At 67.6% G+C, this 25,073-nt stretch carries 24 protein-coding genes and 1 tRNA gene; 14 read left to right on the top strand and 11 right to left on the bottom strand.

The features are described from left to right. Positions 1–177 precede the first annotated feature (177 nt). From ABZS29_RS17520 to ABZS29_RS17510, 3 genes are all read right to left on the bottom strand, one after another. Positions 178–250 (bottom strand) — tRNA-His (locus ABZS29_RS17520). 69 nt (positions 251–319) lie between these two features. Then, positions 320–916 (bottom strand): oligoribonuclease, encoded by a 597-nt coding sequence (gene orn, locus ABZS29_RS17515; RefSeq protein WP_355462993.1) that lies wholly within the window; start codon positions 914–916, stop codon positions 320–322. Between the two features lie 62 nt (positions 917–978). Then, positions 979–1,866: a class I SAM-dependent methyltransferase gene (locus tag ABZS29_RS17510; protein ID WP_355462992.1), complete on the bottom strand. Its 888-nt coding sequence runs from the start codon at positions 1,864–1,866 to the stop codon at positions 979–981. Between the two features lie 145 nt (positions 1,867–2,011). On the opposite strand from ABZS29_RS17510, the gene ABZS29_RS17505 reads away from it, so the two are divergent. The 3 genes from ABZS29_RS17505 to ABZS29_RS17495 are packed head-to-tail and all read left to right on the top strand — an operon-like array spanning position 2,012 to position 6,132. Next, complete coding sequence (locus tag ABZS29_RS17505; protein ID WP_355462990.1) at positions 2,012–5,215, top strand: tetratricopeptide repeat protein; 3,204 nt, start codon at positions 2,012–2,014, stop codon at positions 5,213–5,215. Positions 5,216–5,248: 33 nt separating this feature from the next. Next, entirely contained in the window at positions 5,249–5,662 is a 414-nt protein-coding gene (locus ABZS29_RS17500) for a M23 family metallopeptidase (RefSeq protein WP_355462989.1), read from the top strand. Further along, entirely contained in the window at positions 5,659–6,132 is a 474-nt protein-coding gene (locus ABZS29_RS17495) for a GNAT family N-acetyltransferase (RefSeq protein WP_355462987.1), read from the top strand. The genes ABZS29_RS17500 and ABZS29_RS17495 overlap by 4 nt, the downstream gene beginning before the upstream one ends. 46 nt (positions 6,133–6,178) lie before the next feature. On the opposite strand, the gene ABZS29_RS17490 is transcribed toward ABZS29_RS17495, so the two are convergent. Further along, a complete protein-coding gene (locus ABZS29_RS17490) occupies positions 6,179–6,382 on the bottom strand; it encodes a cold-shock protein (protein ID WP_132164162.1) in 204 nt (67 codons plus the stop codon). A 309-nt stretch (positions 6,383–6,691) separates the two neighbouring features. Between ABZS29_RS17490 and ABZS29_RS17485 the strand changes: the two genes are divergently transcribed. Both ABZS29_RS17485 and ABZS29_RS17480 read left to right on the top strand, forming a co-directional pair. Next, positions 6,692–7,669 carry a 2-dehydropantoate 2-reductase gene (locus ABZS29_RS17485; RefSeq protein ID WP_355462986.1) on the top strand — a complete coding sequence of 326 codons (978 nt, stop codon included), beginning with the start codon at positions 6,692–6,694 and terminating at the stop codon, positions 7,667–7,669. A gap of 17 nt (positions 7,670–7,686) precedes the next feature. Continuing rightward, a complete protein-coding gene (locus tag ABZS29_RS17480) occupies positions 7,687–8,709 on the top strand; it encodes a LacI family DNA-binding transcriptional regulator (protein WP_355462984.1) in 1,023 nt (340 codons plus the stop codon). 13 nt (positions 8,710–8,722) lie between these two features. On the opposite strand, the gene sucD is transcribed toward ABZS29_RS17480, so the two are convergent. After that, the gene (gene sucD / locus ABZS29_RS17475; protein ID WP_355462982.1) at positions 8,723–9,595 is read right to left on the bottom strand and encodes a succinate--CoA ligase subunit alpha; all 873 of its coding nucleotides are present in this window, start codon (positions 9,593–9,595) and stop codon (positions 8,723–8,725) included. Between the two features lie 2 nt (positions 9,596–9,597). Beyond that, on the bottom strand, positions 9,598–10,752 hold the full coding sequence (gene sucC / locus ABZS29_RS17470) for an ADP-forming succinate--CoA ligase subunit beta (protein ID WP_355462980.1): 1,155 nt from the start codon (positions 10,750–10,752) through the stop codon (positions 9,598–9,600). 142 nt (positions 10,753–10,894) lie between these two features. Between sucC and ABZS29_RS17465 the strand changes: the two genes are divergently transcribed. Next, positions 10,895–12,256: an OFA family MFS transporter gene (locus ABZS29_RS17465; RefSeq protein ID WP_355462978.1), complete on the top strand. Its 1,362-nt coding sequence runs from the start codon at positions 10,895–10,897 to the stop codon at positions 12,254–12,256. After that, positions 12,253–12,771 (top strand): hypothetical protein, encoded by a 519-nt coding sequence (locus ABZS29_RS17460; protein WP_355462976.1) that lies wholly within the window; start codon positions 12,253–12,255, stop codon positions 12,769–12,771. Before ABZS29_RS17465 ends, ABZS29_RS17460 begins: the two co-directional genes overlap by 4 nt. Here ABZS29_RS17460 and ABZS29_RS17455 read toward each other — a convergent pair. After that, positions 12,732–13,016: a hypothetical protein gene (locus tag ABZS29_RS17455; RefSeq protein ID WP_355462974.1), complete on the bottom strand. Its 285-nt coding sequence runs from the start codon at positions 13,014–13,016 to the stop codon at positions 12,732–12,734. The genes ABZS29_RS17460 and ABZS29_RS17455 overlap by 40 nt on opposite strands. 93 nt (positions 13,017–13,109) lie before the next feature. On the opposite strand from ABZS29_RS17455, the gene ABZS29_RS17450 reads away from it, so the two are divergent. The 5 genes from ABZS29_RS17450 (at position 13,110) to ABZS29_RS17430 (ending at position 20,332) form a co-directional block, all read left to right on the top strand. Beyond that, a complete protein-coding gene (locus ABZS29_RS17450; protein WP_355462972.1) occupies positions 13,110–14,819 on the top strand; it encodes a thiamine pyrophosphate-binding protein in 1,710 nt (569 codons plus the stop codon). 13 nt (positions 14,820–14,832) lie between these two features. After that, positions 14,833–16,059 carry a formyl-CoA transferase gene (gene frc / locus ABZS29_RS17445; protein ID WP_355462970.1) on the top strand — a complete coding sequence of 409 codons (1,227 nt, stop codon included), beginning with the start codon at positions 14,833–14,835 and terminating at the stop codon, positions 16,057–16,059. Between the two features lie 21 nt (positions 16,060–16,080). Continuing rightward, positions 16,081–18,225, top strand: coding sequence for an acetate--CoA ligase family protein (locus ABZS29_RS17440; RefSeq protein WP_355462968.1), 2,145 nt, complete (start codon positions 16,081–16,083; stop codon positions 18,223–18,225). 66 nt (positions 18,226–18,291) lie between these two features. Beyond that, positions 18,292–19,791: an Nramp family divalent metal transporter gene (locus tag ABZS29_RS17435; protein ID WP_355462966.1), complete on the top strand. Its 1,500-nt coding sequence runs from the start codon at positions 18,292–18,294 to the stop codon at positions 19,789–19,791. 1 nt (position 19,792) lies between these two features. Next, entirely contained in the window at positions 19,793–20,332 is a 540-nt protein-coding gene (locus tag ABZS29_RS17430) for a hypothetical protein (protein ID WP_355462964.1), read from the top strand. A gap of 44 nt (positions 20,333–20,376) precedes the next feature. Here the strand turns inward: ABZS29_RS17430 and ABZS29_RS17425 are convergent, their stop codons facing one another. The 3 genes from ABZS29_RS17425 to ABZS29_RS17415 all read right to left on the bottom strand — a co-directional run bounded on the left by ABZS29_RS17425 (position 20,377) and on the right by ABZS29_RS17415 (position 22,419). After that, positions 20,377–21,123 (bottom strand): GntR family transcriptional regulator, encoded by a 747-nt coding sequence (locus ABZS29_RS17425; RefSeq protein WP_355462962.1) that lies wholly within the window; start codon positions 21,121–21,123, stop codon positions 20,377–20,379. 104 nt (positions 21,124–21,227) lie between these two features. Further along, complete coding sequence (locus ABZS29_RS17420) at positions 21,228–21,389, bottom strand: hypothetical protein (RefSeq protein ID WP_355462960.1); 162 nt, start codon at positions 21,387–21,389, stop codon at positions 21,228–21,230. 85 nt (positions 21,390–21,474) lie between these two features. Continuing rightward, positions 21,475–22,419, bottom strand: coding sequence for a LysR family transcriptional regulator (locus ABZS29_RS17415; protein ID WP_355462958.1), 945 nt, complete (start codon positions 22,417–22,419; stop codon positions 21,475–21,477). Between the two features lie 138 nt (positions 22,420–22,557). Here ABZS29_RS17415 and ABZS29_RS17410 point away from each other — a divergent pair, with 138 nt between their 5' ends. After that, positions 22,558–23,319, top strand: coding sequence for an alpha/beta hydrolase (locus ABZS29_RS17410; RefSeq protein ID WP_355462957.1), 762 nt, complete (start codon positions 22,558–22,560; stop codon positions 23,317–23,319). A 32-nt stretch (positions 23,320–23,351) separates the two neighbouring features. Continuing rightward, positions 23,352–24,257: an alpha/beta hydrolase gene (locus tag ABZS29_RS17405; protein ID WP_355462955.1), complete on the top strand. Its 906-nt coding sequence runs from the start codon at positions 23,352–23,354 to the stop codon at positions 24,255–24,257. Here ABZS29_RS17405 and ABZS29_RS17400 read toward each other — a convergent pair. Beyond that, positions 24,244–25,032, bottom strand: a complete 789-nt coding sequence (locus tag ABZS29_RS17400; protein WP_355462954.1) for a maleylpyruvate isomerase family mycothiol-dependent enzyme — start codon at positions 25,030–25,032, stop codon at positions 24,244–24,246. The genes ABZS29_RS17405 and ABZS29_RS17400 overlap by 14 nt on opposite strands. Between the last annotated feature and the right edge of the window lie 41 nt (positions 25,033–25,073).

Here is a 25,073-nt window from a genome sequence, read left to right as displayed (position 1 = left end):
TGCAGGCTCGCCGCGTTCAAGCTGGTTGTCGACCCCAGCCCCAGCAGCCGAGCGAAGCGAAGGCGTCAGGGGGTGCGGGTGGCGGAGCCCCCGCCTGCGGCAAGCGAAGCGCAGCCGCACAAAATGCCGAGGCGACCCGGTCCGCGCTTTCCGCGGACACGAGTCGCCTTCGCCGAGGGTGAGTGACGGGACTTGAACCCGCGACCACCTGGACCACAACCAGGTGCTCTACCAGCTGAGCTACACCCACCATTGCCGCCCTTTACTGCGACGGCTGGGTAATCATAGCGATGATGGGCGGATAGAAAAAATCGGGGGTTCAGGAGCCGGCGACGGCGCTCGCGGCGGCGCGGGCGGTCTCGGAATCGGGGCCGGGCTGGGGGACGAAAACGGTCTGCCGGTAGTAGCGCAGTTCGGAGATGCTTTCGCGGATGTCGGCCAGCGCGCGGTGGTTGCCGGTCTTGGCGGGGGTGGCGTAGTAGACGCGCGGGTACCAGCGGCGGACGAGCTCCTTGATGGAGCTGACGTCGACGTTGCGGTAGTGCAGGTGGGCTTCGACGCGCGGCATGTCGCGGACCAGGAAGGTCCGGTCGGTGCCGACGGAGTTGCCGGCCAGGGCGGCCTTGCGGGGTTCTTTGACGTAGCCGGCGATGAAGTCGAGGACCTGCTGCTCGGCGTCGACCAGGGGGATGCCTTGGTCGAGCTCGGCGAGCAGGCCGGAGCCGGTGTGCATGTCGCGGACGAAGTCGCCCATCTGCTCGAGGGCGGCGGCGGGTGGCTTGATCACCAGGTCGATCCCGTCACCGAGCACGTTCAGTTCGTAGTCGGTGACGAGCACCGCGACCTCGATCAAGGCGTCCGCCGCCAGGTCGAGGCCGGTCATCTCGCAGTCGATCCACACCAGCCGGTCATTCATGGGCACCCACCTTACGGCGGGGCGTGGACAGTCTCGTGACCGGCTGGCCGCAGGCGGGTGTTTCAGTTCGGCGCGTGACCGAGGTGGATGCTGCGCACGGACAGTACGGCGAGGTCCGTACGCCGTACCAGGTAGTGCTCGCTGTCCGGATCGAGCAGGGCTCTCCACGTGGCCAGGTCGTCCGGCGACAGCCACTGTGTGTCGTGGCCAACGTGCCCGTGCCCGTGGCCTGCTTCGGCCTCGCCGGTGAGTCGCCCGACCCACTCCCGGAACTTGTCGGCGATCTTCTCCCGCTCCGGCACGCTGAGTGGCGCCGACTGTTCGGTGAGGATGCTGCGCGTGGCCACGTCGACCAGTCCGGCCCGAGTGAGTGCGTCGGTCCAGCCATAGGGCATCGGCACCGACCCCGGCAGACCGTCGCGCATCGCCCGGAAGTACTGGTCCCGCGCCACATCCAGTCGCGACTCCAGCCCGGGCTCACCAACACCGAGGTCCCACGGCAGGCTGCGGGCCGGCAGACCACCTTCGGCCAGCGCCAGCCGACCGCCAGGAGCGAGCAGCGAGGCCAGTGCGTTCACAGCAGCCTGCTGATCGGCCGCGTGGTGCACAGAGGCCGAGGCCCAGATCAGCGACGCCGGTGCGTCGATTGCCTTGCGCAACGGCTCCGGACCGTCGTCCATGGACGCCAGCTCACACCGTACGGCGCCGCCGGTGTGCTGCCGCGCCTGCTCCAGTACGTCGGGATGCGCGTCGATCGCGACCACCGTCGTACCGGCGGGCAGTGCCGCTGCCAGCGCCTTGGCCATCCCACCGCCGCCACAGCCGACGTCGACGGCGACTGTGTCTCCAGGGCGGACCAGTTGGCGCGCAACCTGTTCGTTCCAATCGGCCTCACTCGCTGCACTGCTGCGGAGGCGGGGCGCATGCTCTGACCAGTCGATTTCCACCATGCGACCAGTGTGGGTCGGTCCCCGCCGAAATCGCACGTTCCGTTGCTGGTCCGGCAACAATCCGAGACGATCCGTCACAACATGGTTGCGCGCTGCACGCTGCGAGTGCTGTCCTGTTCGAGGACCTGGGGAGGAGGTGGGGCGGATGGAGCCTGTGGCGGGGACGGTGGGGCGTCCGCGACTGACCGCCTTGCTGGACGAGGGCGTGCAGCGGCGGCTGCTGACCGTGGTGGCTGACGCAGGCTTCGGCAAGTCGACCTTGCTCTCCGACTGGGCGGCCGGACGCACCTGCGCCTGGCACACCGTGCGCTCCGAGGACGCCTCACTGGCCGGAATGGTCGCGTGCCTGGTCGCCGCGCTGCGCAGTCAGGTCCCAGCGCTCGCCGGAATCCCTGCTGAGCTGCAGAGTCCGCGCGGACCGGACGCCGACGCGGAGCAGGAGACCAGAGCCCTCGCGTACGCCGCTCTGCTCGCGGACGCCCTTGAGCTCAGCCTCGACGAGGAACTGGTGCTAGTACTCGACGATCTGCACGAGCTGGGCCCAGATGCGCCCGCGACCAGGCTGATCGAGGGTCTGGTCCGCACTGCGCCTCCGAATCTCCACCTGGTCGTTGCCTCGCGCACCTCGATGCCCTTCGGGATCGACCGCCTCCGAGGTCGTGGCCAGGTGCTGGAGATCGATGCGACCGCTCTGGCGTTCACAGTCCCCGAGACTCTCGCCGTACTGGAGCAGGTGCTTGGTGAAGGCACTGCAGACCTGGCAGAGCCGTTGCAGGCGGCCGTGCAGGGCTGGCCGGCGGCCGTACGGCTTGCTGTTGAGGCACTGCGGACAGCACCGCCGGCTGAGCGCGCTGCGCGGCTCCGCCGAGCGCTGCGTTCCGACGGGCCGCTGTACGACTACCTGGCCGAGGAGGTCTTCGCAGCAGAGCCTCCCTCGGTGCGGCGCCTAGTCGCCGGAGTAGCCGTGCTCCCGCGCTTCGGAGCCGAGCTCTGCCAAGCGATTGGCCTCATCGAGACCGCGGACACGCTGCATCAGCTGCGGACCCGCGGCCTGCTGGTTTCTGCGGGTGAAGCGGACGGCTACGAGCTCAATCCACTCGTCAAGAACTTCGCCAACGACAGACTGGTCGTGGACGAACAAGAGCTGGCCGAGCTTACTCTGCAAGCAGGGAAGTGGTTCGAGTCGGTGGGGGAACACCGTGACGCGTTGGCCTGCTACCAATCGGTCGACCCGGCCAGAGTGGCCCGGATGCTCACCGAGACTGGCCATGCGATGGTCGCAGGTGGCATGGCCGAGGTGGTGGTCGCCGCGGCCGCCGGACTGCCGGCAGAGCTGCGCACCGCGGCTCTGGAGCAGCTGGAAGGCGAAGCACGGCAAGTACTAGGAGATTGGCAAGGCGCAGTCGAGTGTTTCGACCGCATCATCGAGCCGGACGGCGAGATCCCGGTCGGCATCGCGTGGCGCCTCGGACTCATCCACCACCTCCGCGGTCAGACCGATGTGGCGATTGCGACGTACCAGCGCGGTCGGATCGACGGTGCGCAGCCGAACGACGAGGCGTTGCTGCAGGCGTGGTGGGCGGGCGCGCACTGGTTGCGTGGTGAGTTCGACGAGTGCCGTGCGCTGGTGACGGCGGCGTACGAGACAGCGAAGGTGTCTGGCGACGACAGAGCGCTGGCGATCTCGCATACCGTGCTGGCGATGCTGGCCGCGGTCGACAGCGATCCGAGCGGTAACTCCTCGCACTATCGGCATGCGCTGGACCACGCGGAGCGTGCCGGTGACCTCTTGCAGTCGATCCGGATCCGCGTGAACCGCTCGTCGCACCACATTGCTGAAGGCAACTACGAGCTTGGTCTGCAGCAACTCGACATCGCTCTGGAGCTCGCGGATCGCGCAGGCTTCGCAGTGTTCCGTGCGCTGGCCTTGAACAACCGCGGCGAGGCAATGCTGCGCCTCGGTCGGCTGGATGAGGCGATCGGTGAGCTCGAAGCGTCCCGCGCGCTCTACCAGAAGCTGGACTCCAAGCGGGTCGCCCAACCGCTGTCGGTGCTCGGCGAGGTCTACCGCCAACGGGGCGACCGTGCGATGGCCAGGGCGTGTTTCGAGGAAGCCATCACGATCGGTCAAGGAACCAAGGACATGCAGTCGCTGGTCCCGTCACTGGCCGGTCTGGCGCGGGTGCTCGCCGTCGAGGAGCCGGAGCGCGCAGCCGAGCTGGCTGAGCTCGCTCGGCAGGCCGTTGCCTATGGCCCCGTTCTCGGTCTGTCCGGTGCATTGGTCGCGCTGGGCTGGGTGACCCTGCACGCCGGCAACCATGCGGAGGCCGCAGCCAGTGCGCAAGAGGCGGCAGCGCTCTGTCGCAAGCGTCGCGACCGCGCCGGTCTGGCTGACGCCCTGGAGCTGTACGCCGAAGCCGGTGGCGAATCGGTCCTCCATGAGGTGCTGAACATCCGCAGCGAGCTAGGAGACCAGCTAGGTGAGGCTCGCGCCGAGCTGATGCTTGCTAAGCGGAGCAGTGGGGCAGAGGTTCGCGAGCTTGCGCTGCGTGCGCACCAGCGCTTCCTGGCCGCCGGAGCGACTCGCTATGCGGCGGCAGCGCTGGCCACCAGCGACCAGACCGGTCCACCTGCGGTCAAGGTGGAGTGCCTCGGGGGTTTCCGCGTGCTGCGCGTCGGCAAGGCGGTCCAGCTGGGGGAGTGGCCGTCCAAGAAGGCCCGGGACCTGTTGAAGATCCTGGTGGCCAGGCGCTGCCGTCCGGTGGCGCGGGTGCAGTTGCTGGACCTGCTGTGGCCGGACCAGGACGAGTCGGTGGCCTCGCCGCGGCTGTCGGTCGCCCTGTCGACTGTGCGCTCCGTGCTCGACCCGGAGAAGAAGTACCCGCCAGACCGCTTCATCGGGGCCGACCGGGCGACCATCTGGCTCGACGGCGACCAGACTGCGGTCGACGTGGAGCAGTTCCTCCGCGATGCGCGGGAGGGGCTCAACGCCAACGATCTGCGACTGCTCCGGACCGCGGAGGCGGCGTACAGCGGTGACTTCCTGGAAGAGGACGTGTTCGCCGACTGGGCCGCCGGGATGCGCGAAGAGGCCCGGGCGCTCTACGTCCGGGTGGCGCGGGTCCTGGCCGATCGGAGCCGGCGTGACCCGGACGCGACCGCCGGATACCTGCTCCGGATCCTCCAGCGCGACCAGTACGACGAACGCGCGCACCTGGGCCTGGTGTCGGCGTTCCAGGCGAGTGGTGCGCACGGTGAGGCGCGCCGGGCGTACCGGACCTACGTGCAGCGGATGAACGAGCTGGAGGTCGAACCGGCTCCGTATCCCGCCGTACCGGCGCGACTTTAAGACTGGCTGAAGGTCTGCACGCACCATCTGGTCATGGCAGCGCCGGTGCACAAACCAGTGGTGGTCCGCGAGTTCGAGTCCGCGGTCCATCCGGGTCGTGACTACCGCACCGAGCCCGGAGGAACGGTCCGGGCAACTTTGGCCGGTGTGGTGGTGCACGTGGACGGTGACCAGGTCGTGGTCGAGTCGAACGCGATCTGGCACCTCTACCAGCGGCTGTCCGGACCGACGGTCAACCAGGGGGAGACCGTGGAGACGGGCGAGCTGCTGGGGTCCGCCGCCGATTCGCACCTGCATTACGAGGAGCGGATCGCGCCGTACCAGGTGGGCGACCACCGCAAGCCCCAGTTCGACCTGCACACCAACGCCCGAATGCGGGTGGTGGCGCCGGGCGAGTCGGCCGTGGAGGGAGCTGCCGAGCCGCCCGGCGCTACCGTGGCTCCGTGATCACGGCCGCCTTCAGCACTTCCCGTCTGACCATGCTTCCGCTGGCACCCGACTACGCCGAGGAGATGGCCGGCGTACTGTCCGATCCGGCGCTCTATGCCTTCACGGGTGGTGAGCCGCCGACCGTGGACGCGCTCCGGGCCCGGTACGAGCGTCAGGTCGCCGGACCGGCGTCAGCCGACGAGTACTGGCTCAACTGGGTGATCCAGGCCGGGGACGAGCTCATCGGCTACGTGCAGAGCACTGTGACCGGTACGACAGCGGAGATCGCCTGGGTGATCGGTTCTGCGTGGCAGGGCCGCGGCTATGCCAAGGAAGCGGCTAGCGGGCTGGTCGACTGGCTGACTGCGCAGGGCCTGCGGATCGTCGCGCACGTTCACCCTGAGCATGGAGCCTCAGCCGCGGTCGCGACCGCTGTCGGGCTCAGCCGGACCGATCAGCTGGACGACGGCGAGTACCTCTGGACATAAAGAAAGTGGCCCGGTCGCCGAAGCGACCGGGCCCTTCCTAAGTCATTCAGACCGGGCGAACGTTCTCCGCCTGCGGGCCCTTCTGGCCCTGGGTCAGGTCGAACTCGACCTTCTGGTTCTCGTCGAGGCTACGGAAGCCGTCGGTCGCGATCGCCGAGTAGTGCACGAACACGTCCGCGCCGCCGCCGTCCGGGGAGATGAAGCCGAAGCCCTTTTCGCCGTTGAACCACTTCACTGTACCGCTGGCCATGATGTACCGCTTTCTAAAAAAAGGTTGTAATGACGTGGTTGCGGTCATCCGGCCCGGGACAGAAAAAAAGCCCAGCGGATCACAAATCCGCGGGCGTAAATGAACGATCGAGGAACTGCAAAAACTGCAACCGATGAAAAGACTAGCACAGCCCCGGGGCGATGGGTGGCCACTGCCCCAGCGGTGTCACGGGATTGGGATGTGACGTTCGAGCGGGCGGCGCCGTGCTGGCGGGAGCCAGTGTGACCTTGACCGCATTCGACTGGCGGCCTACTGTATCCCGTATACAAAGTTTGGAAGGTGGGGTCGATGAAGGTTGCGATTCTCGGCGCCGGGGCGATCGGCGCGTACGTCGGTGCCGCGTTGCACCGTGGGGGGACCGAGGTGCACTTGATCGCGCGCGGTGCGCATCTGGAGGCCATTCGGCGGGACGGCGTTCGGGTGCTCAGCCCGCGGGGTGACTTCGACGCGCGTACGCCGGCGACTGATGATCCGGCCGAGGTCGGACCGGTGGACTATGTCTTCCTGGGGTTGAAGGCGAACTCGTATGCGTCGGCCGGTCCGTTGATCGAGCCGCTGCTGCACTCGGGCACGGTTGTCGTCGCGGCGCAGAACGGGATCCCGTGGTGGTACTTCCACGGACTCAAGGGCCCGTACGAAGGTCGCCGGATCGAGTCCGTGGACCCGGACGGCTCGGTCACCCGGGTGCTCGACCTCGATCGGGCGGTCGGCTGCGTCGTGTACTGCTCGACGGAGCTGGAAGGCCCGGGGCTGGTGCGGCATCTGGAAGGCACCAGGTTCTCGATCGGTGAGCCGGCCGGGGGAGTCTCCGACCGCTGCACCGCGTTCAGTGACGCGATGATCGCCGGCGGGCTGAAGTGTCCGGTCGAGGACGACATCCGCAAAGACATCTGGATCAAGCTGCTCGGCAACGCCGCCTTCAACCCGATCAGCGCGCTGGCGCGCGCGACCATGGTCGAGATCGCGACCCATCAGGGCACCCGAGCGATGATCCGGCTGATGATGGAGGAGACGCTGGAGATCGCGGCCGCGGTCGGTTGCCGGCCGGAGATCTCGGTGGACAAGCGGATCGACGGCGCCGAGCGGGTGGGCGAGCACAAGACGTCGATGCTGCAGGACCTCGAGAAGGACAAGCCGCTCGAGCTCGACGTCATCCTGTCCGCGGTCGTCGAGCTCGCCGATCTCACCGGTACTCCGGCGCCGACGCTGCGCGCCGTACATGCTGTGGCGGACCTGCTGGCCAGCAAGATTCCAGTGCGCTCATAGCCCATTAGTCTTCACGTGTGAGTACGACGGGACGACCGCGGCGCGGGCCTTCGATGGCCGACGTAGCCGCCCTCGCCGGAGTCTCCGGCCAGACCGTGTCCCGGGTGGCGAACAACCGGTCGAACGTCGACGCGACCACCCGAGCGCGGGTCAGGGCCGCCATGCGCGAGCTCGGCTATCGGCCCAACGGCGCTGCCCGAGCGCTCCGGAACGGCGAGTTCCGGGGGATCGGTGTGATCGTCTTCGAACTCTCGACCTTCGGCACGACGCGCGTCCTCGACGAGATCGCCACCGCAGCCACCGAACGCGGCTACGCGGTCAACCTGATGCCGGTGCTGGACATCAACCAGCGCGCGGTCAACGACGCCTTCACCCGGCTCAGCGCCCAAGCGGTCGACGGGGTCATCATTCTGATCGAGGCTTATCTGCTCGACGAGGCCGGCGTCCAGCTGCCGCATGGTTTGCCGGTGGTGATCGTCGACTCGAGTGCGCACTACGACTACCCGGTTGTTGACACCGACCAGTTCGATGGCGCGCGCCAGGCGGTCGTGCATCTGCTGGAGCTGGGTCATACGACCGTTCATCACGTCGGTGGGCCGCGGACGTCGTACCCGGCTGCGCATCGGCGCCGCGGGTGGGAGCAGACATTGCTCAATCACGGGCGCGAGTTGCCACCGGTGCTGTTCGGTGACTGGACCTCACAGTCGGGCTACCAGGCCGGCTGTCAGCTGGCGGCGGATCCGTCGGTTACCGCGATCTTCGCCGCGAACGACCAGATGGCGCTCGGAGTGCTGCGGGCGCTGCACGAACACTCGCGCCCGGTGCCGGGCGCTGTGAGCGTGGTCGGCTTCGACGACATGGAAGAGTCCGCGCACTTCTGGCCGCCGCTCACCACGGTCCGCCAATGTTTCGCCGAGCTCGGCCGCCACGCGGTGTCATCCCTCCTCACGACGCTCGCCGATGGTCAGCCGCAGCCGGTCGCCGTACCGACTGAGTTGGTGATCCGGGCGAGCACCGCGAGACCTGGAGATCGTCGGTAAGAACACGTCCGTGTCAGTGCGCGGAGCGGAGGAGTTCGGCGGTTTCGGTGGGGGTCTTGCCGACTCGGACGCCGGCTGCCTCCAACGCTTCTTGTTTGGCGGCCGCCGTACCGGAGGAGCCGGAGACGATCGCACCCGCGTGACCCATGGTCTTGCCCTCGGGCGCAGTGAAGCCTGCGACGTAACCGACCACCGGCTTGGTGACGTGCTCCGCGATGTACGCCGCGGCGCGTTCCTCCGCGTCGCCGCCGATCTCGCCGATCATCACAATCGCGTCGGTGTCGGGGTCGTCCTGGAATGCTTGCAGAGCATCGATGTGAGTGGTCCCGATGATCGGGTCACCACCGATCCCGATCGCGGTCGAGAAGCCGAAGTCCCGCAGCTCGTACATCATCTGGTAGGTCAGCGTCCCCGACTTCGACACCAGGCCGATCCGCCCGGGTCCGGCGATATCGGCCGGGATGATGCCGGCGTTGGCCTGTCCGGGACTGATGATGCCGGGACAGTTCGGCCCGATCACCCGTACGCCGGCCGCGGCCGCATGCGCGAAGAACGCAGCAGTGTCATGCACCGGCACACCCTCGGTGATCACGACCACCAACGGAATCCCGGCATCCACCGCCTCGATCACCGCACCCTTGGTGAATCGCGGTGGCACGAACACCACCGAAACGTCCGCGCCCGTCGCAGCGACGGCGTCCGCGCAGGACCCGTAGACGGGGATCGAGCGCTTCGCGAAGTCGACGGACTGGCCGCACTTGCCCGGCGTCACACCGCCGACGATTTCGGTGCCAGCAGCAAGCATTCGGCTGGTGTGCTTCTGTCCCTCGGCACCGGTCATCCCCTGGACGACAACCCGGCTCTTCTCGGTCAGAAAGATGGCCATGATCAAATCCCTTCAGCAGCAAGTGCAGCGGCCTTCGCCGCGGCGCCGTCCATCGTGTCCACCACGGTCACCAGCGGATGGTTGGCCTGGGCAAGGATCCGGCGGCCCTCCGCCACGTTGTTCCCGTCCAGTCGCACGACCAGCGGCTTGTCGGCGGTCGCGCCGAGCAGTTCGAGCGCCTGAACGATTCCGTTCGACACCGCGTCGCAGGCGGTGATCCCGCCGAAGACGTTCACGAACACACTGCGCACCTGCGGGTCGCTCAGAATGATCCCGAGCCCGTTCGCCATCACCTCGGCCGAGGCGCCGCCGCCGATGTCGAGGAAGTTCGCCGGCTTCACGCCGTACGGCGAACCGGCGTACGCGACCACGTCGAGCGTCGACATGACCAGCCCGGCGCCGTTCCCGATGATGCCGACCGAGCCGTCGAGCTTCACGTAGTTCAAGCCCTTGTCGTGCGCAGCCGCCTCGAGCGGATCGGCCGAGGCGCGGTCCTCGAAGGCGGCGTGATCGGGATGCCGGTACGCCGCGCTGTCGTCGAGCGTCACCTTCCCGTCCAGCGCCTCCAGCGAACCGTCGGCCAGCTTCACCAGCGGGTTCACCTCGACCAGCGTCGCGTCCTCGGCGATGAACACCTCCCACAGCCGCCGTACGACGTCCTCCGCGCCGGCCGGGAACCCGGCCGCGGCCACGATCTCCGCCGCCTTGGCTTCGTCGACGCCAACTGCCGGATCGACCGGAACCTGAGCGATCGCATCCGGATTGGTGTGCGCGACCTCCTCGATCTCGACACCGCCTTCGGTGCTGGCGATACAGAGATACGAGCGGTTCGCCCGGTCGACCAGGAAGGACAGGTAGTACTCCTCGGCGATCGCGGCGGCCGGCGCGAGCAGGACCCGGCGCACGGTGTGCCCCTTGATGTCCATGCCGAGAATCTCGCCGGCCCGGGCCGTGGCCTCGTCGGGGGAGGCCGCGAGCTTCACGCCGCCGGCCTTGCCACGGCCACCGGTCTTGACTTGGGCCTTCACCACGACACGTCCGCCGAGGTCGGCGGCGGCCGCGGCCGCGTCGGCCGGATCCTCGATCACCCGGCCGAGCGTCACCGGGACGCCGTGCCGCGCGAACAGCTCTTTGGCTTGGTGCTCCATCAGGTCCACAGGGCAGTCCTTCCGATCCGAGCGGTCGTGTGCCGACTGTATGCGGTATGCAATCTGGTCACAAGAGGTGCGAGGTCTGGACAACCGACGGCGGCGAGAGGTACCACAGATCTCATACGGTATGCAGTAGTCAGGAGGCGCCATGGATCACGTAATCGCCAGGGACGTGTACGGCCGGCGCTATCGGGTCGGCGAGGATCCTGAGGAACTGACCGGGCACTCGCGCCGCTGGCAACTGTGGGCCGCCTGGGCCTGCATGGTGGCGATCAGCCCGTTGCAGTACTCCTTCGGTACGGCGGCGCTCGGCCTGGAGTCCGACCGCGGCTGGGGTGCTGTGCAAACCCTGTGGCTGCTGGCGATCTTCGTCGCCTGCCAGGCCCTGGTCGCGGTTCCGGCCGCCTGGCTTCAGCGCGTACGGCGTGCCTCCGCGACACAGCTCGTGGTGCTCGGCGGCGTGTTGTCCGCCGTCGGCCTCGCGACGCTCGCGCACGCGGACAGCTATGCGGTCGTGGTGATCGGCTATGCGCTCCTTGGCGGGATCGGCGCCGGCATCGTGTACGCCGCATGCATCAGCACGTCGGCGCGCTGGTTCCCCGACCGGCGGACTGCCACGATCGGCTTCGTCACCGGCGGGTTCGCGATCGGCGCCGTACCGAGTATCGCGTTGCTGACGCTCACCGACAGTGCGGGTGGTCGACGGCTGGTCTTCGACCTGACCGCCGTGATCGCTGTGCTGGCCACGGCGATCGGTGGCGGGTTGCTGAAGGATCCGCCGCGGCACTGGTGGCCCGCGGCCATCGATGCGCAGGCGTGGGCGATCGATCGCAAGCTCAACCGGAGCATTCCGCACAACGCGCCCGCCGTGCGGCACTACCGCCCGGCCGAGGCGATGCGAACCGGCGCGCTGCCCTTGATGTGGCTCATGCTCGCGATCAGCGCAGCGCTGTCGTTGTTCGGCATCGCGTTCGTGGTGAGCTTCGCGGTCTCGACCGGGCTCGGTGTGGCGGTGGCCGGCTTCGCGGCCGGATTGCTTGCCGCAGTCAACGGTCTCGGGCGCTCGCTGGCCGGAACCCTCTCCGACCGGTTCGGCCGACGGCGCGTGCTGGCCGCCGTACTGATGGTGGAGAGCTTCACCCATATCGGCCTCGTCGTTGCAGGTGAGGCCGGCGTCGGCTGGGCGTTCGTCGTCTGTGCGATGTTCGCGGGGCTGGGCGGTGGCGCGTTCTACGCGATCATGGCCAACCTCGTGCTGGAGTTCTTCGGCGAGAACAGCCTGGTGCAGAACCAAGCGATCCTGTACTCCGCCAAGGCGGTCGGCGGGCTGGTGGGAGTCGGAGTCGCGGCTTCGGTGATCGCGGTGGTCGGCTACCGGCCGTTGTTCCTCGGCGCGGGGCTGCTCGGTCTACTGGCTGCACTGAGTGTGCGGCTGCTGAAACAGCCTGGACGCCCTGCACTACCGGTTCGCCCCCAGCTCGGTACGCCGGTCGCCGGGTCGAACGAGTGAGTGAGTACGGGCGCATCGCGCGGCCGGAGCCTTGCGTGATGGAGCTGGTCTCCAAGCTGGCCCGGGAACCGTGGACGGATCGGCCATCGTGCGTGCATCCGACGCTGAGCGCGGCGGCTCGGGCGGTGCATGACCACTCCAGTCCGGCCGGGCGGCGGGCCCTGCTGCCGCTGGCGCCGCGGTTCATCGACACCGCCCGGCCCGGCGTGCAGGTGTCGGCTCGCGTGGTCGCGCTCTGCGTCTCGACGGCGTTGGCCACGGGTGAAGAGAGTGTGAGGCTGCGCAAGGCGCACGAGACGGCGCTGCATCTGTTGACAGGGGAGGGTGAAGGGCGCTGGTGGTTGCGACACCGCTGGAGCGAGTCGTTCTACCGCACCTTCGTCGCGCCCGAACAGGTCGCCGAATCAATAGCGGTCGCCGCCCACCGGGTCAACGACCGCGAACTCCGTACCTTGCTCAAGCAGTGCCTAGCGGCTCATGGAGCCCTACGGCCCGGAGCGCCCACTCCTTCGTGATCGACGTCCCCGGCGCCCCATAAGCCGTGGTCGCGGTCGTCGTCGGGGATCACCATCAGCTCGGTACGGGTCGGCACCTGGACCTGGCCTTCAAGGCGTCGCAGGTCGGACGTGCAGCGCTCCAGATCGTCCAGCAGCCGCAGCACGTCGAGATGTTCGCCCAGGTGATTCCTCAACGACACAAGGGATTTCTCCAGCGCCAGCAGTGCCGTGCGAGTTCTCTGAAGCTCTTCGTGAATTGTCATTGAAGTCTCCCTCTGGACAAGCACTGTGGCCTGGGATAAGACTACGACTACCACATACGGTATGCAATCTACATTCAGCCGAGGAGACCGCCAATGGCGCAGACAGTGTCGGAGACCCAGCCCGTCGCCGAGGTGAAGGAGCCGGAGACGATCTCGGGCGGCCACCTGGTCGCCAAGGCCCTGAAGGCCGAAGGCGTCGACGTGATCTTCACGCTCTGCGGCGGCCACATCATCGATATCTACGACGGCTGCGTCGACGAAGGCATCGCGGTGGTCGACGTCCGGCACGAGCAGGTCGCCGCGCACGCGGCCGACGGCTACGCCCGGATCACCGGCAAGCCGGGCTGCGCGGTCGTCACCGCCGGCCCCGGTACGACGAACGCCGTGACCGGGGTCGCGAACGCGTTCCGCGCGGAGAGCCCGATGCTGCTGATCGGCGGCCAGGGCGCGCTGAACCAGCACAAGATGGGGTCCCTGCAGGACCTGCCGCACGTCGACATGATGACCCCGATCACCAAGTTCGCCGCGACCGTGCCGCACACCGCACGCGCCGCCGACATGGTCTCGATGGCGTTCCGCGAGTGCTACAACGGCGCGCTCGGCCCGTCGTTCCTGGAGATCCCGCGCGACATCCTGGACAACTCGGTCCCGGTCGAGTCCGCCACGGTCCCCGAGGCCGGTCACTACCGGGCCTCGACCAAGAGCATCGGCGACCCGGCGGCCGTCGAGGCGCTCGCGGATCTGATCGCGCACGCCGAGAAGCCCGTCGTACTGCTCGGTGGTCAGGTCTGGACCTCACGCGGCAGTGACGCCGCGACCGAGTTCGTCCGGGCGCTCGACGTACCGGCGTTCATGAACGGCGCCGCGCGCGGCACGCTCGCTCCCGGCGACCCGCACCACTTCCACCTGTCCCGGCGATACGGGTTCAACAACGCCGACCTGATCATCATCGTCGGGACGCCGTTCGACTTCCGGATGGGCTACGGCCGGCGGCTGCCGAAGTCGGCGACCGTCGTACAGATCGACATGGACTACCGCACGGTCGGCAAGAACCGCGATGTCGACCTCGGTCTGGTCGGTGACCCGGGGGCGATCCTGGCGGCCGTCACGCAGGCTTCGACGGGCCGGGTGCGGAAGACCGATCGCAAGGCCTGGTTCAAGGAACTGCGGGCGGAGGAGGAGGCGGCGTACCAGAAGCGGTTGCCGCGCCAGCTGTCCGACGCGAACCCGATCCACCCGCTGCGGCTCGCGCACGAGATCAACGAGTTCCTCACCGAGGACTCGATCTACATCGGTGACGGCGGCGACATCGTCACCTTCTCCGGTGGCGTCGTGCAGCCGAAGTCGCCGGGCCACTGGATGGACCCGGGCCCGCTCGGAACCCTCGGCGTCGGCATCCCGTTCGTGCTCGCGGCGAAGTACGCGCGGCCGGACAAGGAGGTCGTCGCGCTGTTCGGCGACGGCGCGTTCTCGATGACCGGCTGGGACTTCGAGACGCTGGTCCGCTTCAAGCTTCCGTTCGTCGGTGTCATCGGCAACAACTCGTCGATGAACCAGATCCGCTACGGCCAGGAGGCCAAGTACGGCCACGACCGCGGCCGGGTCGGCAACACCCTCGGCGACGTCAAGTACGACGAGTTCGCGCGCAACCTCGGCGGCTACGGCGAGGAGGTCCGCGACCCCAAGGACATCGGGCCGGCGATGCAGCGCGCTCGCGAGTCCGGGCTGCCGTCACTGATCAACGTCTGGGTCGACCCGGACGCGTACGCCCCCGGAACCATGAACCAGACGATGTACAAGTAGAGAGGACCCTCTTATGTCCAAGGCCCTCGACGGTGTCCGCGTTCTCGACATGACGCACGTACAGTCCGGACCTTCCTGCACGCAGATCCTCGCCTGGCTCGGCGCGGACGTGATCAAGCTCGAGGCGCCGACCGGTGACATCACCCGCCAGCAGCTGCGCGACGTACCGGAGGTCGACAGCCTCTACTTCACGATGCTGAACTGCAACAAGCGCAGCATCACGCTGAACATGAAATCCGAGCGGGGCAAGGAGATCTTTGTCGATCTGGTGAAGAACTCCGACGTCCTGGTGGAGAACTTCGCGCCCGGCGCGATCGACCGGATGGGCTTCACCTGGGAGCGGCTGCAGGAGATCAACCCGGAGCTCGTCTTCGCCTCGATCAAGGGCTTCGGCCCCGGCCGCTACGAGAACTTCAAGGCCTACGAGGTGGTCGCCCAGGCGATGGGCGGCGCGATGAGTACGACGGGTTTCGAGGACGGACCGCCGACCGCGACCGGCGCCCAGATCGGCGACTCCGGAACCGGGATCCACCTGGTCGCCGGCATCCTCGCCGCGCTCTACCAGCGCACCCACACCGGCAAGGGCCAGCGGGTGTCGGTCGCGATGCAGGAAGCGGTGCTGAACCTGACCCGGGTCAAGTTGCGCGACCAGCAGCGGCTGACGCACGGTCCGCTGAAGGAGTACCCGAACGACAACTTCGGCACCGAGGTGCCCCGGTCGGGGAACGCCTCCGGCGGCGGCCAGCCCGGCTGGGCAGTCCGTACGGCGCCTGGCGGGCCGAACGACTACATCTACGTGATCGTCCAGCCACCGGGCTGGGCGCCGATCGCGAATCTGATCGGCAAGCCCGAACTGGCCGAGGACCCGGACTGGGCCACGCCTGCCTCTCGCCTCGACAAGCTCGACAAGATGTTCGCGCTGATCGAGCAGTGGACCGAGCAGCACACCAAGTTCGAGGTGATGGACAAGCTCAACGCGCTGAACGTGCCGTGCGGGCCGATCATGTCCACCCGCGAGCTGATCGAGGACGAGACGCTGGCCGAGCTCGGCGCCGTCGTCGAGGTCGAGCACCCGCAGCGCGGCAGCTTCAAGACCGTCGGCTGCCCGATCCGCCTGTCCGACTCCCCGGTCGAGATCGAGACCTCGCCGGGCCTCGGTGAGCACAACTCCACTGTCTACGGATCGCTCGGGATCGATACCGCCGAGCTGCAGGAACTCAAAGCCGCCGGCGTGATCTGACTCTTCGAAGGAGTACGTGGCATGACGTATGACAAGGCAGCGGTCCAGACCATCCTCGACCAGGCTCTGGCGGGCGGCCGCACCTCGCTGAGCGCGCCCGAGGCCAAGCGGGTCGCGGACGCGTACGGGATCCCGACCCCGGATGAGGGGCTGGCCACGACTGCCGAGGAGGCCGCCGGTCTCGCATCCGAGATCGGGTTCCCGGTGGTCTGCAAGATCAGTTCGCCGGACATCCTGCACAAGACCGACGCCGGTGGCGTCGTAGTCGGCGTCGACAGTCCTGAGGCGGCCAGGGCGGCGTACGAGACGATCGTCGCGAACGCCAAGGCCTACAAGGCGGACGCGGAGATCAGCGGTGTTCAGGTGCAGAAGATGCTGGTCACCGGCGGTGACGTGCAGGAGGTGATCGTCGGGGCGGTGACGGATCAGACCTTCGGGAAGATCGTCGCCTTCGGCCTCGGTGGGGTCCTGGTCGAGGTGCTGAAGGACGTCACCTTCCGGCTCGCGCCGCTGAACGACGCCGAGGCGCGCGAGATGATCGACGGGATCAACGCGCACGAGATGCTCGAAGGTGTCCGTGGCGCCAAGCCGGTGGACAAGGACGCGCTCGGCGAGCTGGTGAAGCGGCTGTCCGACCTGGTCACCGACTTCCCGCAGTTCGCCGAGGTGGACCTGAACCCGGTGCTGGCCGGGCCGGACGGCGCCACCGCGGTCGACTTCCGGATCATCGTCGACGCCGAGGCCGGCAAGCCGGTCGAGCGGTACAGCCAGGACGAGATCCTGACCGCGATGACGCGGATCATGAAGCCGCGCGCGGTCGCCGTGATCGGGGCGTCCAACGAGGACGGCAAGATCGGCAACTCGGTGATGAAGAACCTCGTCAACGGCGGGTACGCCGGGGACATCTACCCGATCAACCCGAAGGGTGGCGAGGTGCTCGGGCTCAAGGCCTTCCCGAGCATCCTGGACGTACCGGGTGACGTGGATGTGGCGGTGTTCGCCGTACCGGCCAAGTTCGTCGGGGGAGCGCTCGAGCAGTGCGGCGAGAAGGGTGTCGCCGGGGCGATCCTGATCCCGTCCGGATTCGCCGAGACCGGTGAGCAGGAGCTCCAGGACGAGGTCGTCGCGATCGCCCGCAAGCACAACGTCCGGATCCTCGGACCGAACATCTACGGCTACTACTACCTGCCGGAGAGCCTGTGCGCGACCTTCTGCACGCCGTACGACGTGCGCGGCAGTGTGGCGCTGTCCTCGCAGAGCGGCGGCATCGGGATGGCGATCCTCGGCTTCAGCCGGTCCAGCCGGATGGGCGTCTCCGCGATCGTTGGGGTAGGCAACAAGGCCGACATCGACGAGGATGACCTCCTGACGTTCTTCGAGAACGACGACAACACCAACCTGATCGCCATGCATCTAGAGGATCTGAAGGACGGCCGGGCGTTCGCCGAGACGGCGGCCCGGGTGTCGAGGAAGAAGCCGGTCGTCGTGCTGAAGGCCGGACGTACCGCCATGGGCGCGAAGGCGGCGAGCTCGCACACCGGCGCGCTGGCCGGCAACGACAAGGTGTACGACGACATCCTGCGCCAGAGCGGCGTGGTCCGGGCGCCGGGGCTGAACGAGATGCTCCAGTACGCCCGGGGTATCCCGCTGCTGCCGACTCCGAAGGGTGAGAACGTCGTCATCATCACCGGCGCGGGCGGCTCCGGGGTGCTGCTGTCGGACGCCTGTGTCGACAACGGCCTGCAGCTGATGACGATTCCGGACGATCTGGACGCGGCGTTCAAGAAGTTCATCCCGCCGTTCGGTGCCGCCGGCAACCCGATCGACATCACCGGTGGCGAGCCGCCGGCGACGTACCGGAACACGATCGCGCTCGGGCTGGAAGACGAGCGGATCCATGCGCTGATCCTCGGTTACTGGCACACGATCGTGACACCGCCGATGGTGTTCGCGCAGCTGGTCGCCGAGGTGGTCGAGGAGTACCGGGCCAAGGGCATCGACAAGCCGGTGGTCGCCTCGCTGTCGGGCGACGTCGAGGTCGAAGAAGCCAGCCGGTACCTGTTCGAGCACGGCGTGGTCGCCTATCCGTACACCACCGAGACACCGGTCCAGGTGCTCGGCGCCAAGTACCGCTGGGCCCGGAACGCGGGTCCACTCGGTTCGTAAGTCTTAGGGAGGGTTGCTCAGCGGGGGTTGCCGATAGTTGCCTGGCGTCGATCTAAGGAGTCCGCCTTGGACGTCACAAGCAAGACCTCAGAAGTACCCGACGAGCCCGCCGCGGCGGCCGTCACCGAACGGGTCTGGAAAGCGGGCCGGCTCGAACCGATGCCGATCCGGAAGCTTCCGGACGCACCGCCGTCCATCCACATCCTCGGCCCGACCGTGTTCCTGGTCGCGCTGGGCGTGGGGATGGGGGAGTCGTACATGTGGCCCCGGCTCGTCCTGGTGTTCGGGCCGGACATCCGGTGGCTGTTCATGGTCGGCGTCACGCTGCAGGCGTTCGTCCTGCTGGAGATGGCCCGGTACGCGATGGCGACCGGGGAGAGCATCTTCTTCGGCGCGGCGCGGATCTTCAAACCGCTGATGTGGTTCTTCTACGTCGCGGCGATCCTGATCTACATGTGGCCCGGTCACCTGTCGGCCGGCGCCGCGGCGTTCGAGGAAGTGAGCGGCATCCCCTGGCAGGTCACCGCGTGCGTGGCTCTGGTGTTCGTCGGTGTCCTGTTCAGCCTGCTCTCGGTGATCTACAACTTCCTCGAGAAACTCCTCGGGTTGCTGATCGGCTTCCTCGTCGTCGGTACGTCGGTGATCGCGGCCATCGTCGGCAACTGGGACGACCTGGCGCAGACCGTGCAGGGCATGTTCGCGTTCGGGTTCTTCCCGGACAAGGCGATGTCCGCGGCCTGGTTCCCGATCGTGGTCGGGTCGATCGCGTTCGCCGGCCCGTCCGGGATGCAGCAGATGTGGTACACGCTGCAGCTGCGCGACAGCGGAGCCGGTATGGGGGCGCACATTCCGAAGGTGCGCGGGTTGCGGGCCGCCGGCGAGGCCGAGGCGATGCCGTCGCGCGGCTTCATGTTCGACACCGAGGACCCGGCCGAGATGGCGAAGTGGAAGGGCTGGCGCAAGTGGGTCACCTTCGACGCGCTGCTGCTCTTCTGGGGTATCACGATGCTGGTGACGGTCTCGTTCACGGTGCTGGCGATGTCTGCGGCGCGGACGAACCCGAACGTGGCCGCGCTGATCGAGGGCGGTGACCGGGAAGCGGCGCTGAGTGCGATGTCGGACGCGTTCGCATCGGCCGGTTCGCCGATCCTGGGCACGTTGTTCTTCGCCTTCATCGCGCTGATCGGGCTGAACGCGACCCTGGGCCTGTTCGACTCGTTCTCCCGCGGCCAGGCCGACATGACGTACTACTTCGTCCCGGGCGCCAAGCGGTTCTCGATGTCGCGGCTGTACGCCGGGTTCCTGTGGGGCGTGATCACCTTCGGCATCCTGATCCTGCTGTTCGGTCCGGCCGACGGTCCCGCGGGGATCCTGGACACGCTCGCGTTCCTGTCCACGTTCGCGATGGGCGCCTACTGCATCGTGTTGCTCCTGGTGAACAACAAGCTGCTGCCCAAACCGATCAGACCCGGCCCGGTGCGGAACCTGATCATCGGCTTCGGCGCGGTGTTCTACCTGGGCATGCTCTTCTACTGCCTGTTCCGCTTCGGCGTGGCAGTGGGCTGACATGACGTCACGCAAAGAACTGGCCGAGTTCACGCTGCCGGCCGCGGCGGTGGGTGCCGCGGCCGGGCTGGTCGCCGGCATCCTCGGCTCGATCGCCGGCCAGTCCCTGGGCTGGGCCTTGGTCACCGGGCTGGGCCTCGGCGTGCCGCTGATGGTGTTCGGCGTCGGGTACGCCGTACTGGTTGCTTTGGGCAAGGTCCCGGCCGGGGTGTTCGCCCCGGCCGCGGTCTACTGGGTGATCGCGTTTCCCCTCGCTTTGCTGGTACACGCGGTCGCCACCGAATGGGTGGTCGCCGGCTCACCGGGTCTGCCCGCCGAACCGTGGAAGTTCCTCGCGTTCCGTGCGCTGCTCAGTATGGGGTTCGCGATCGGGTTCCTCTGGATGCACGAACAGATCGGCCGCCACTGGTGGCCGCACATCCTCCCGCATAATCGGTACGCCCGCCGTACCGTCGAGCAGTACGCGCACCTGGCTCAATCCCTGGAGGCTCGCAAGGCCGCCACCGGGCGCGGTCGTCGTACACCTAAACGCGTCGCTTGAAAGTCTTCCGCCCGCCCGCAGATTCTTGCGGGCGGGCGTTGACCTCAGGTGAGGCTGCGGCGGCGTCGCCGGGGAGCCTCGGGCTCCGCCGGTTGTTCGGCGGGGGCTTCGGTGGCGCGGAGGTCGTGGTAGGCCTTGCGGGTGTGCTCGGTGTGCTCGCGCATGGTCTGCGCGGCCTTGTCCTCGTCGCCGTCGCTGATCGCCTTGACCAGGCGGCTGTGCTCGCGCCAGGAGGCGGCACCGCGGACGGGGGCGAGCGGGGTGTAGTACCAGCGGACACGGCGGTCGACCTGGGCGGCGAAGTCGATCAGGAACCGGTTGCCGGACATCCGCGTGATGAACGCGTGCAGCTCGCCGTTCGTGCGGACTGCGCCGTCGGTGTCGCCGGACTCGTGGAACGCCGTACCGACCTTGCAGAGCTCTTTGAGCTTGGCCAGGTCCTCCTTGGTGGCGTGGCGCGCGGCCAGCCGGGCGGACTCGGACTCCAGCGCCGCGCGGGCGGCGAGCAGTTGGTCGACCTCGTCCTCGGCCGGCACGTGAACCATGGCGCCGAAGCCGGGCCGCAGATCCACCCAGCCCTCGTTGTTGAGCCGCTGCAGCGCTTCACGCACCGGCTGCCGGGAAACGCCGAGCAGGCCGGCCAGCTCGACCTCGACCAGATGCCGGCCGCGCTCCAGCGTGCCGTCGATGATCATCTCGGTGAGCGCCTCGTAGACCGACTCCCGCAACGGCTGCGGCCGCTTCACGTGCCGCACTCCGGCCGGTTCCGCACCTGTGCTGGTCGTCGTCATCGAGGGTCCTCCCGTTTGCCTGAAGCAACAGCATGGCACTTGGTAGACAGTCTACCAAGTGCCATGACCGTACATAAGGATTTCGCAGCCTTGGGGTCAGGCGGTCAGGCGGCCGACTCGCCGGCGCGCTGGTGCTCGTCCGTGCTGGTCAGCTCGGCCAGCTCGGAGTCCAGGTCTGCGGTGATGTTCAGCTCGTGCTGCAGCTCCGGGGCATCCGGGAACTGCGGGCGAGCCGCCAGAGCGCCGAACCTACGGGTGAAGATCATTGCGTTCCTCTCTGTGAATTCTGGCTTCTGTATACATTCAACCAGGTGTGCTCACCGGTTATGCCCGCATCTCACGTGATGCGCCTTACATACGGGCTGAATACGAACCCATCAGATGAACGTCGAGGAGATCGTCCAGCGCCTTGTGCACACCGGCTTGCCGTGCGACGTCGAGCAGGGCCCGCGCCAGCACTGGCTCCGGACTCCGGGCGGCGATCACCAGGCCGACCCGTGGTCCGTCGGCCGGCCCCTTCAGCGGTACGACGCGCATGCCCTCCGGTACCCCGAACATGTGCAGCCAGGCATGCGAGATGACCGTCGACCAGTGATTGCCGTGCAGATGGCTGTAGAGGCCCGAGACCGTGTCGCTCTCGATGGCCGGTGTGGCGATGACGCCGTCGTCGGTGAAGTAGCCGTTCATGATCCGCCGGTTGCGCATGTCCGGCGACAGCAGGCAGAGGGGGAGTTCGGCGACCTGCGCCCAGGTTGCCGTCGGCAGTTCCGCGAGCGGCGAGTGCCGTGGGGTCAGGAGGAGATAGCGCTCCTCGTACAGCGGTGTCTTACGAACCTGGCCGAGCGTGTCGTCGTCGAGGTAGGTCATCGCGACGTCCAGCTCGAACTCGGCCAGCTTGTGGGTGATGTCGCGCGACGAGAGTGACTCGATCGTCACCCGGGCGCTCCCGTGCCGCTCGCAGAACGGCGTTGTCAGCAAGGAGATCACCGGCATCGCGGTCGGAATCGCGCCGAGCCGCAGCGTGCCCGTCAGGCCGCCGCGCATGACCGACAACTCATGCCGCAGCGCGTCTTGCTCGGCGAGGATTCGCTGGGCCCACAGCAGTACCCGCTCTCCTTCCGGAGTGAGGCCTTCGAAGCGGCGTCCCCGCCGCACGATCGGTACGTCGAGCTCCTGCTCGAGCTTGCGGATTCCGGCGGAGAGTGACGGCTGGGACACGTAACAGGCGTCTGCGGCCCGGGCGAAGTGCTTCTCCCGGGCGAGGGCGACAAGGTACTCGAGTTGCCGCAGCAGCATTACGCATACCAGCTGTCTGTATACATAATCCAACTGTACGGACATGGTCTGTGACCCAGCTCACAGTGCGCGGCTGTCTGCTTTGGCGCGCGCCGATCGACGGTGAGGCAAGGGCAGAACTTCGAGAGGGTGTTTTCGATGCACAAGGTCACTTCGCAGGACGGCACCGAGATCGCGTACGACGTGGTCGGCAGCGGGCCGGGACTGGTACTGATCGGTGGTGCGTTCAGCGCACGATCCGCTGCCACGCCGTACGTCGAGGCGCTGTCGACCGCCTTCACGGTCGTGAACTACGACCGGCGCGGCCGTGGTGACTCCGGCGACACGACGCCGTACGCCGTTGAGCGGGAGTGGGAAGACCTGGCCGCTGTGCAGGCGGCTACCGATGCGAAGTTCGCCTGTGCGTTTTCGTCCGGGGTGATGGTGTTGCTGCAGTCCGGCGTGCCGTTCGAGCGGCTTGCTGTGGTCGAGCCGCCGTTCCGGACCGAGGGCGCGCCGCCGGCGCCGGAGCGGTATCTCGAGCGGCTACAGGAGTTCATCGCGGCTGGGAACCCAGGTGGGGCGGTCGAACTCTTCATTGTTGAGGCGGTCGGCCAGCCGAAGGAGGCTGTGGATCAGATCCGCGAGACGCCGATGTGGGCGGGGCTGGAAGCGATGGCGCCGACGCTCGTCTACGACGCACTGCAGATGCGTGACAGCGCCGTACCGACTGCACTGCTCGAGTCGATCCACACGCCGACGCTGGCGCTCTACAGCAATGCGAGCCCGGCGTGGTTCCAGGAGTCTGTGCGGCAGACTGCCGCTGCGCTTCCGCAGGGAACCGCCGAAGGGCACGAGGGCACCTTCCACACGCTGTCTCCGGAGACTCTCACCCAGGTGCTCGCCGGCTACCTTGTCTAATTTTGTCGGTGCTGCCTGCCAGGGTTGGCGGTATGACGACCTTGAGCGCATCGTTCGAGACTCGCATGGTGACCATCGATGGGCATGACATCGCTTGTGACATCGGTGGTGACGGCCTGCCGATCCTGCTGCTGCACGGCTTTCCGCAGACCAGACGGACCTGGCGGGCGGTGGCTCCGCGGCTGGCCGACAGGTTCCGGGTGATCTGTCCGGACCTGCCTGGATATGGAGAGAGCGATCGGCTGGGACCCGGTCCTGAGGCCTTTGGCAAGTCGGTTCTGGCTGCGCACCTGGTGGCGTTGATGCGCGAGCTCGGGCATGAGCAGTTCGCGGTGGCCGGGCACGACCGTGGTGGGTTGGTCGCGTTCCGGGCGGCGCTTGACCATCCCGGTGTTGTTACTCGGCTTGGTGTGCTGGACATCCTTCCCACGGTGGACAACTGGGCGGCCTTGCAGGGGCCGGCCGGTGTGTTCGCGTTTCATCTGTACTTGCTTGCCCAGCCGAGTGACTTGCCGGAGCGGCTGATCGCCGCGGATCCGGACACGTTCTTCGGTCACTTCCTCGACGTGTGGACCAAAGTGCCGGATGCAATCGCGGCTGATGTGCGAGAGCACTACCTCACTGCGGTACGGCGTCCCGAGGCCATCCATGCGATCTGCGACGACTACCGGGCCAGTGCGTTCATCGACCTCGTCCAGGATCAGCGGGATCAGTCTGCCGCGCGGACTCTCGCGATGCCGGTGCTGGCCTGCTGGCAGGATCCCGGCGATGTCGAGCTTCCCTTTGACCCACAACAGATCTGGTCGTCGTGGGCGCCTGATCTCCGAACCCAAGTCCTGTCCTGCGGCCACTTCCTTCCGGAAGAACGCTCGGCCGAGATCGCCGACGCGATTGCAGCCCTCGTCGGTGGCGGCCAACCGGTGGTCAGCCGAAGCTGACTCGGTCGAGGTAGTAGGAGAGCAGTTCGGTGTCGCCGTGGATCTCGAGGTCTGCGCCGTGGGCGGGGCGGCGTTTGTAGAGCAGCAGCAGGAGTTCGGTGACCGGGCCGTGGATGGTGACGGCGGCCGGCTCGTCGTTGTGGTGCCAGCGAATCGCCTCGCCGGTCAGGTCGACGTACCAGCGTGCGGGCAGGTCGGTGGCCTCGAACGTGAGGGTGCGGCCGGCGCCGAGCAGTTCGCGCATCCAGGGATGGACCTCGAAGTGCAGGGGGAGGGCGCAGAGCTCCATCCACTCGTCGATGCCGTCGACGGCCAGCTCGGGATCCAGGACGTACGGGACGGCGAGCGCGAGTGCCGCATCGGCGCGGTGCATCACAGTCTCGTGGCACATCCGGCGCGCGGTGAAGCGAGTCGTCGGGTTCTGGATCGGCATCGCGATCGGAACGTCCGGACCGAACTCGAGTAGTGCCTTGGACAACTCGTGCGCACCGTCGGTCAGCCACAGACCGAGCCCGGCGACATCGGCCGCGGCACACTCGGCCGGAGTGCCGTACCAATGCGTCGGGTCGCGGAACTGATCGTTCGGCGGCGCTTCGCCGGTGCGCGCCACCACGGTCGCCTCGCGATGGGCGCCACCGACGTGCCGGGTCAGCTGGCCGACGTTCCACCCCGGGCACGACGGCACCGCCGCACCCAGCTGTGGCTTCGTGTTCAGGTGACCGGCCAGCAGCTCCGCCTGTTCGACGATCAACTGGCAGTGGCGCTCGAACTCCATCGCGATGCTCCCTGGCTCAGTGGGCTGTCACCTGCCGGTCG

It is taken from the genome of Kribbella sp. NPDC005582, from assembly GCF_040605415.1.
Classification (GTDB): Bacteria; Actinomycetota; Actinomycetes; order Propionibacteriales; family Kribbellaceae; genus Kribbella.
The sequence above is the reverse complement of the archived record's forward strand: the minus strand, read 5'-3'. Positions and strand labels throughout refer to the sequence as shown.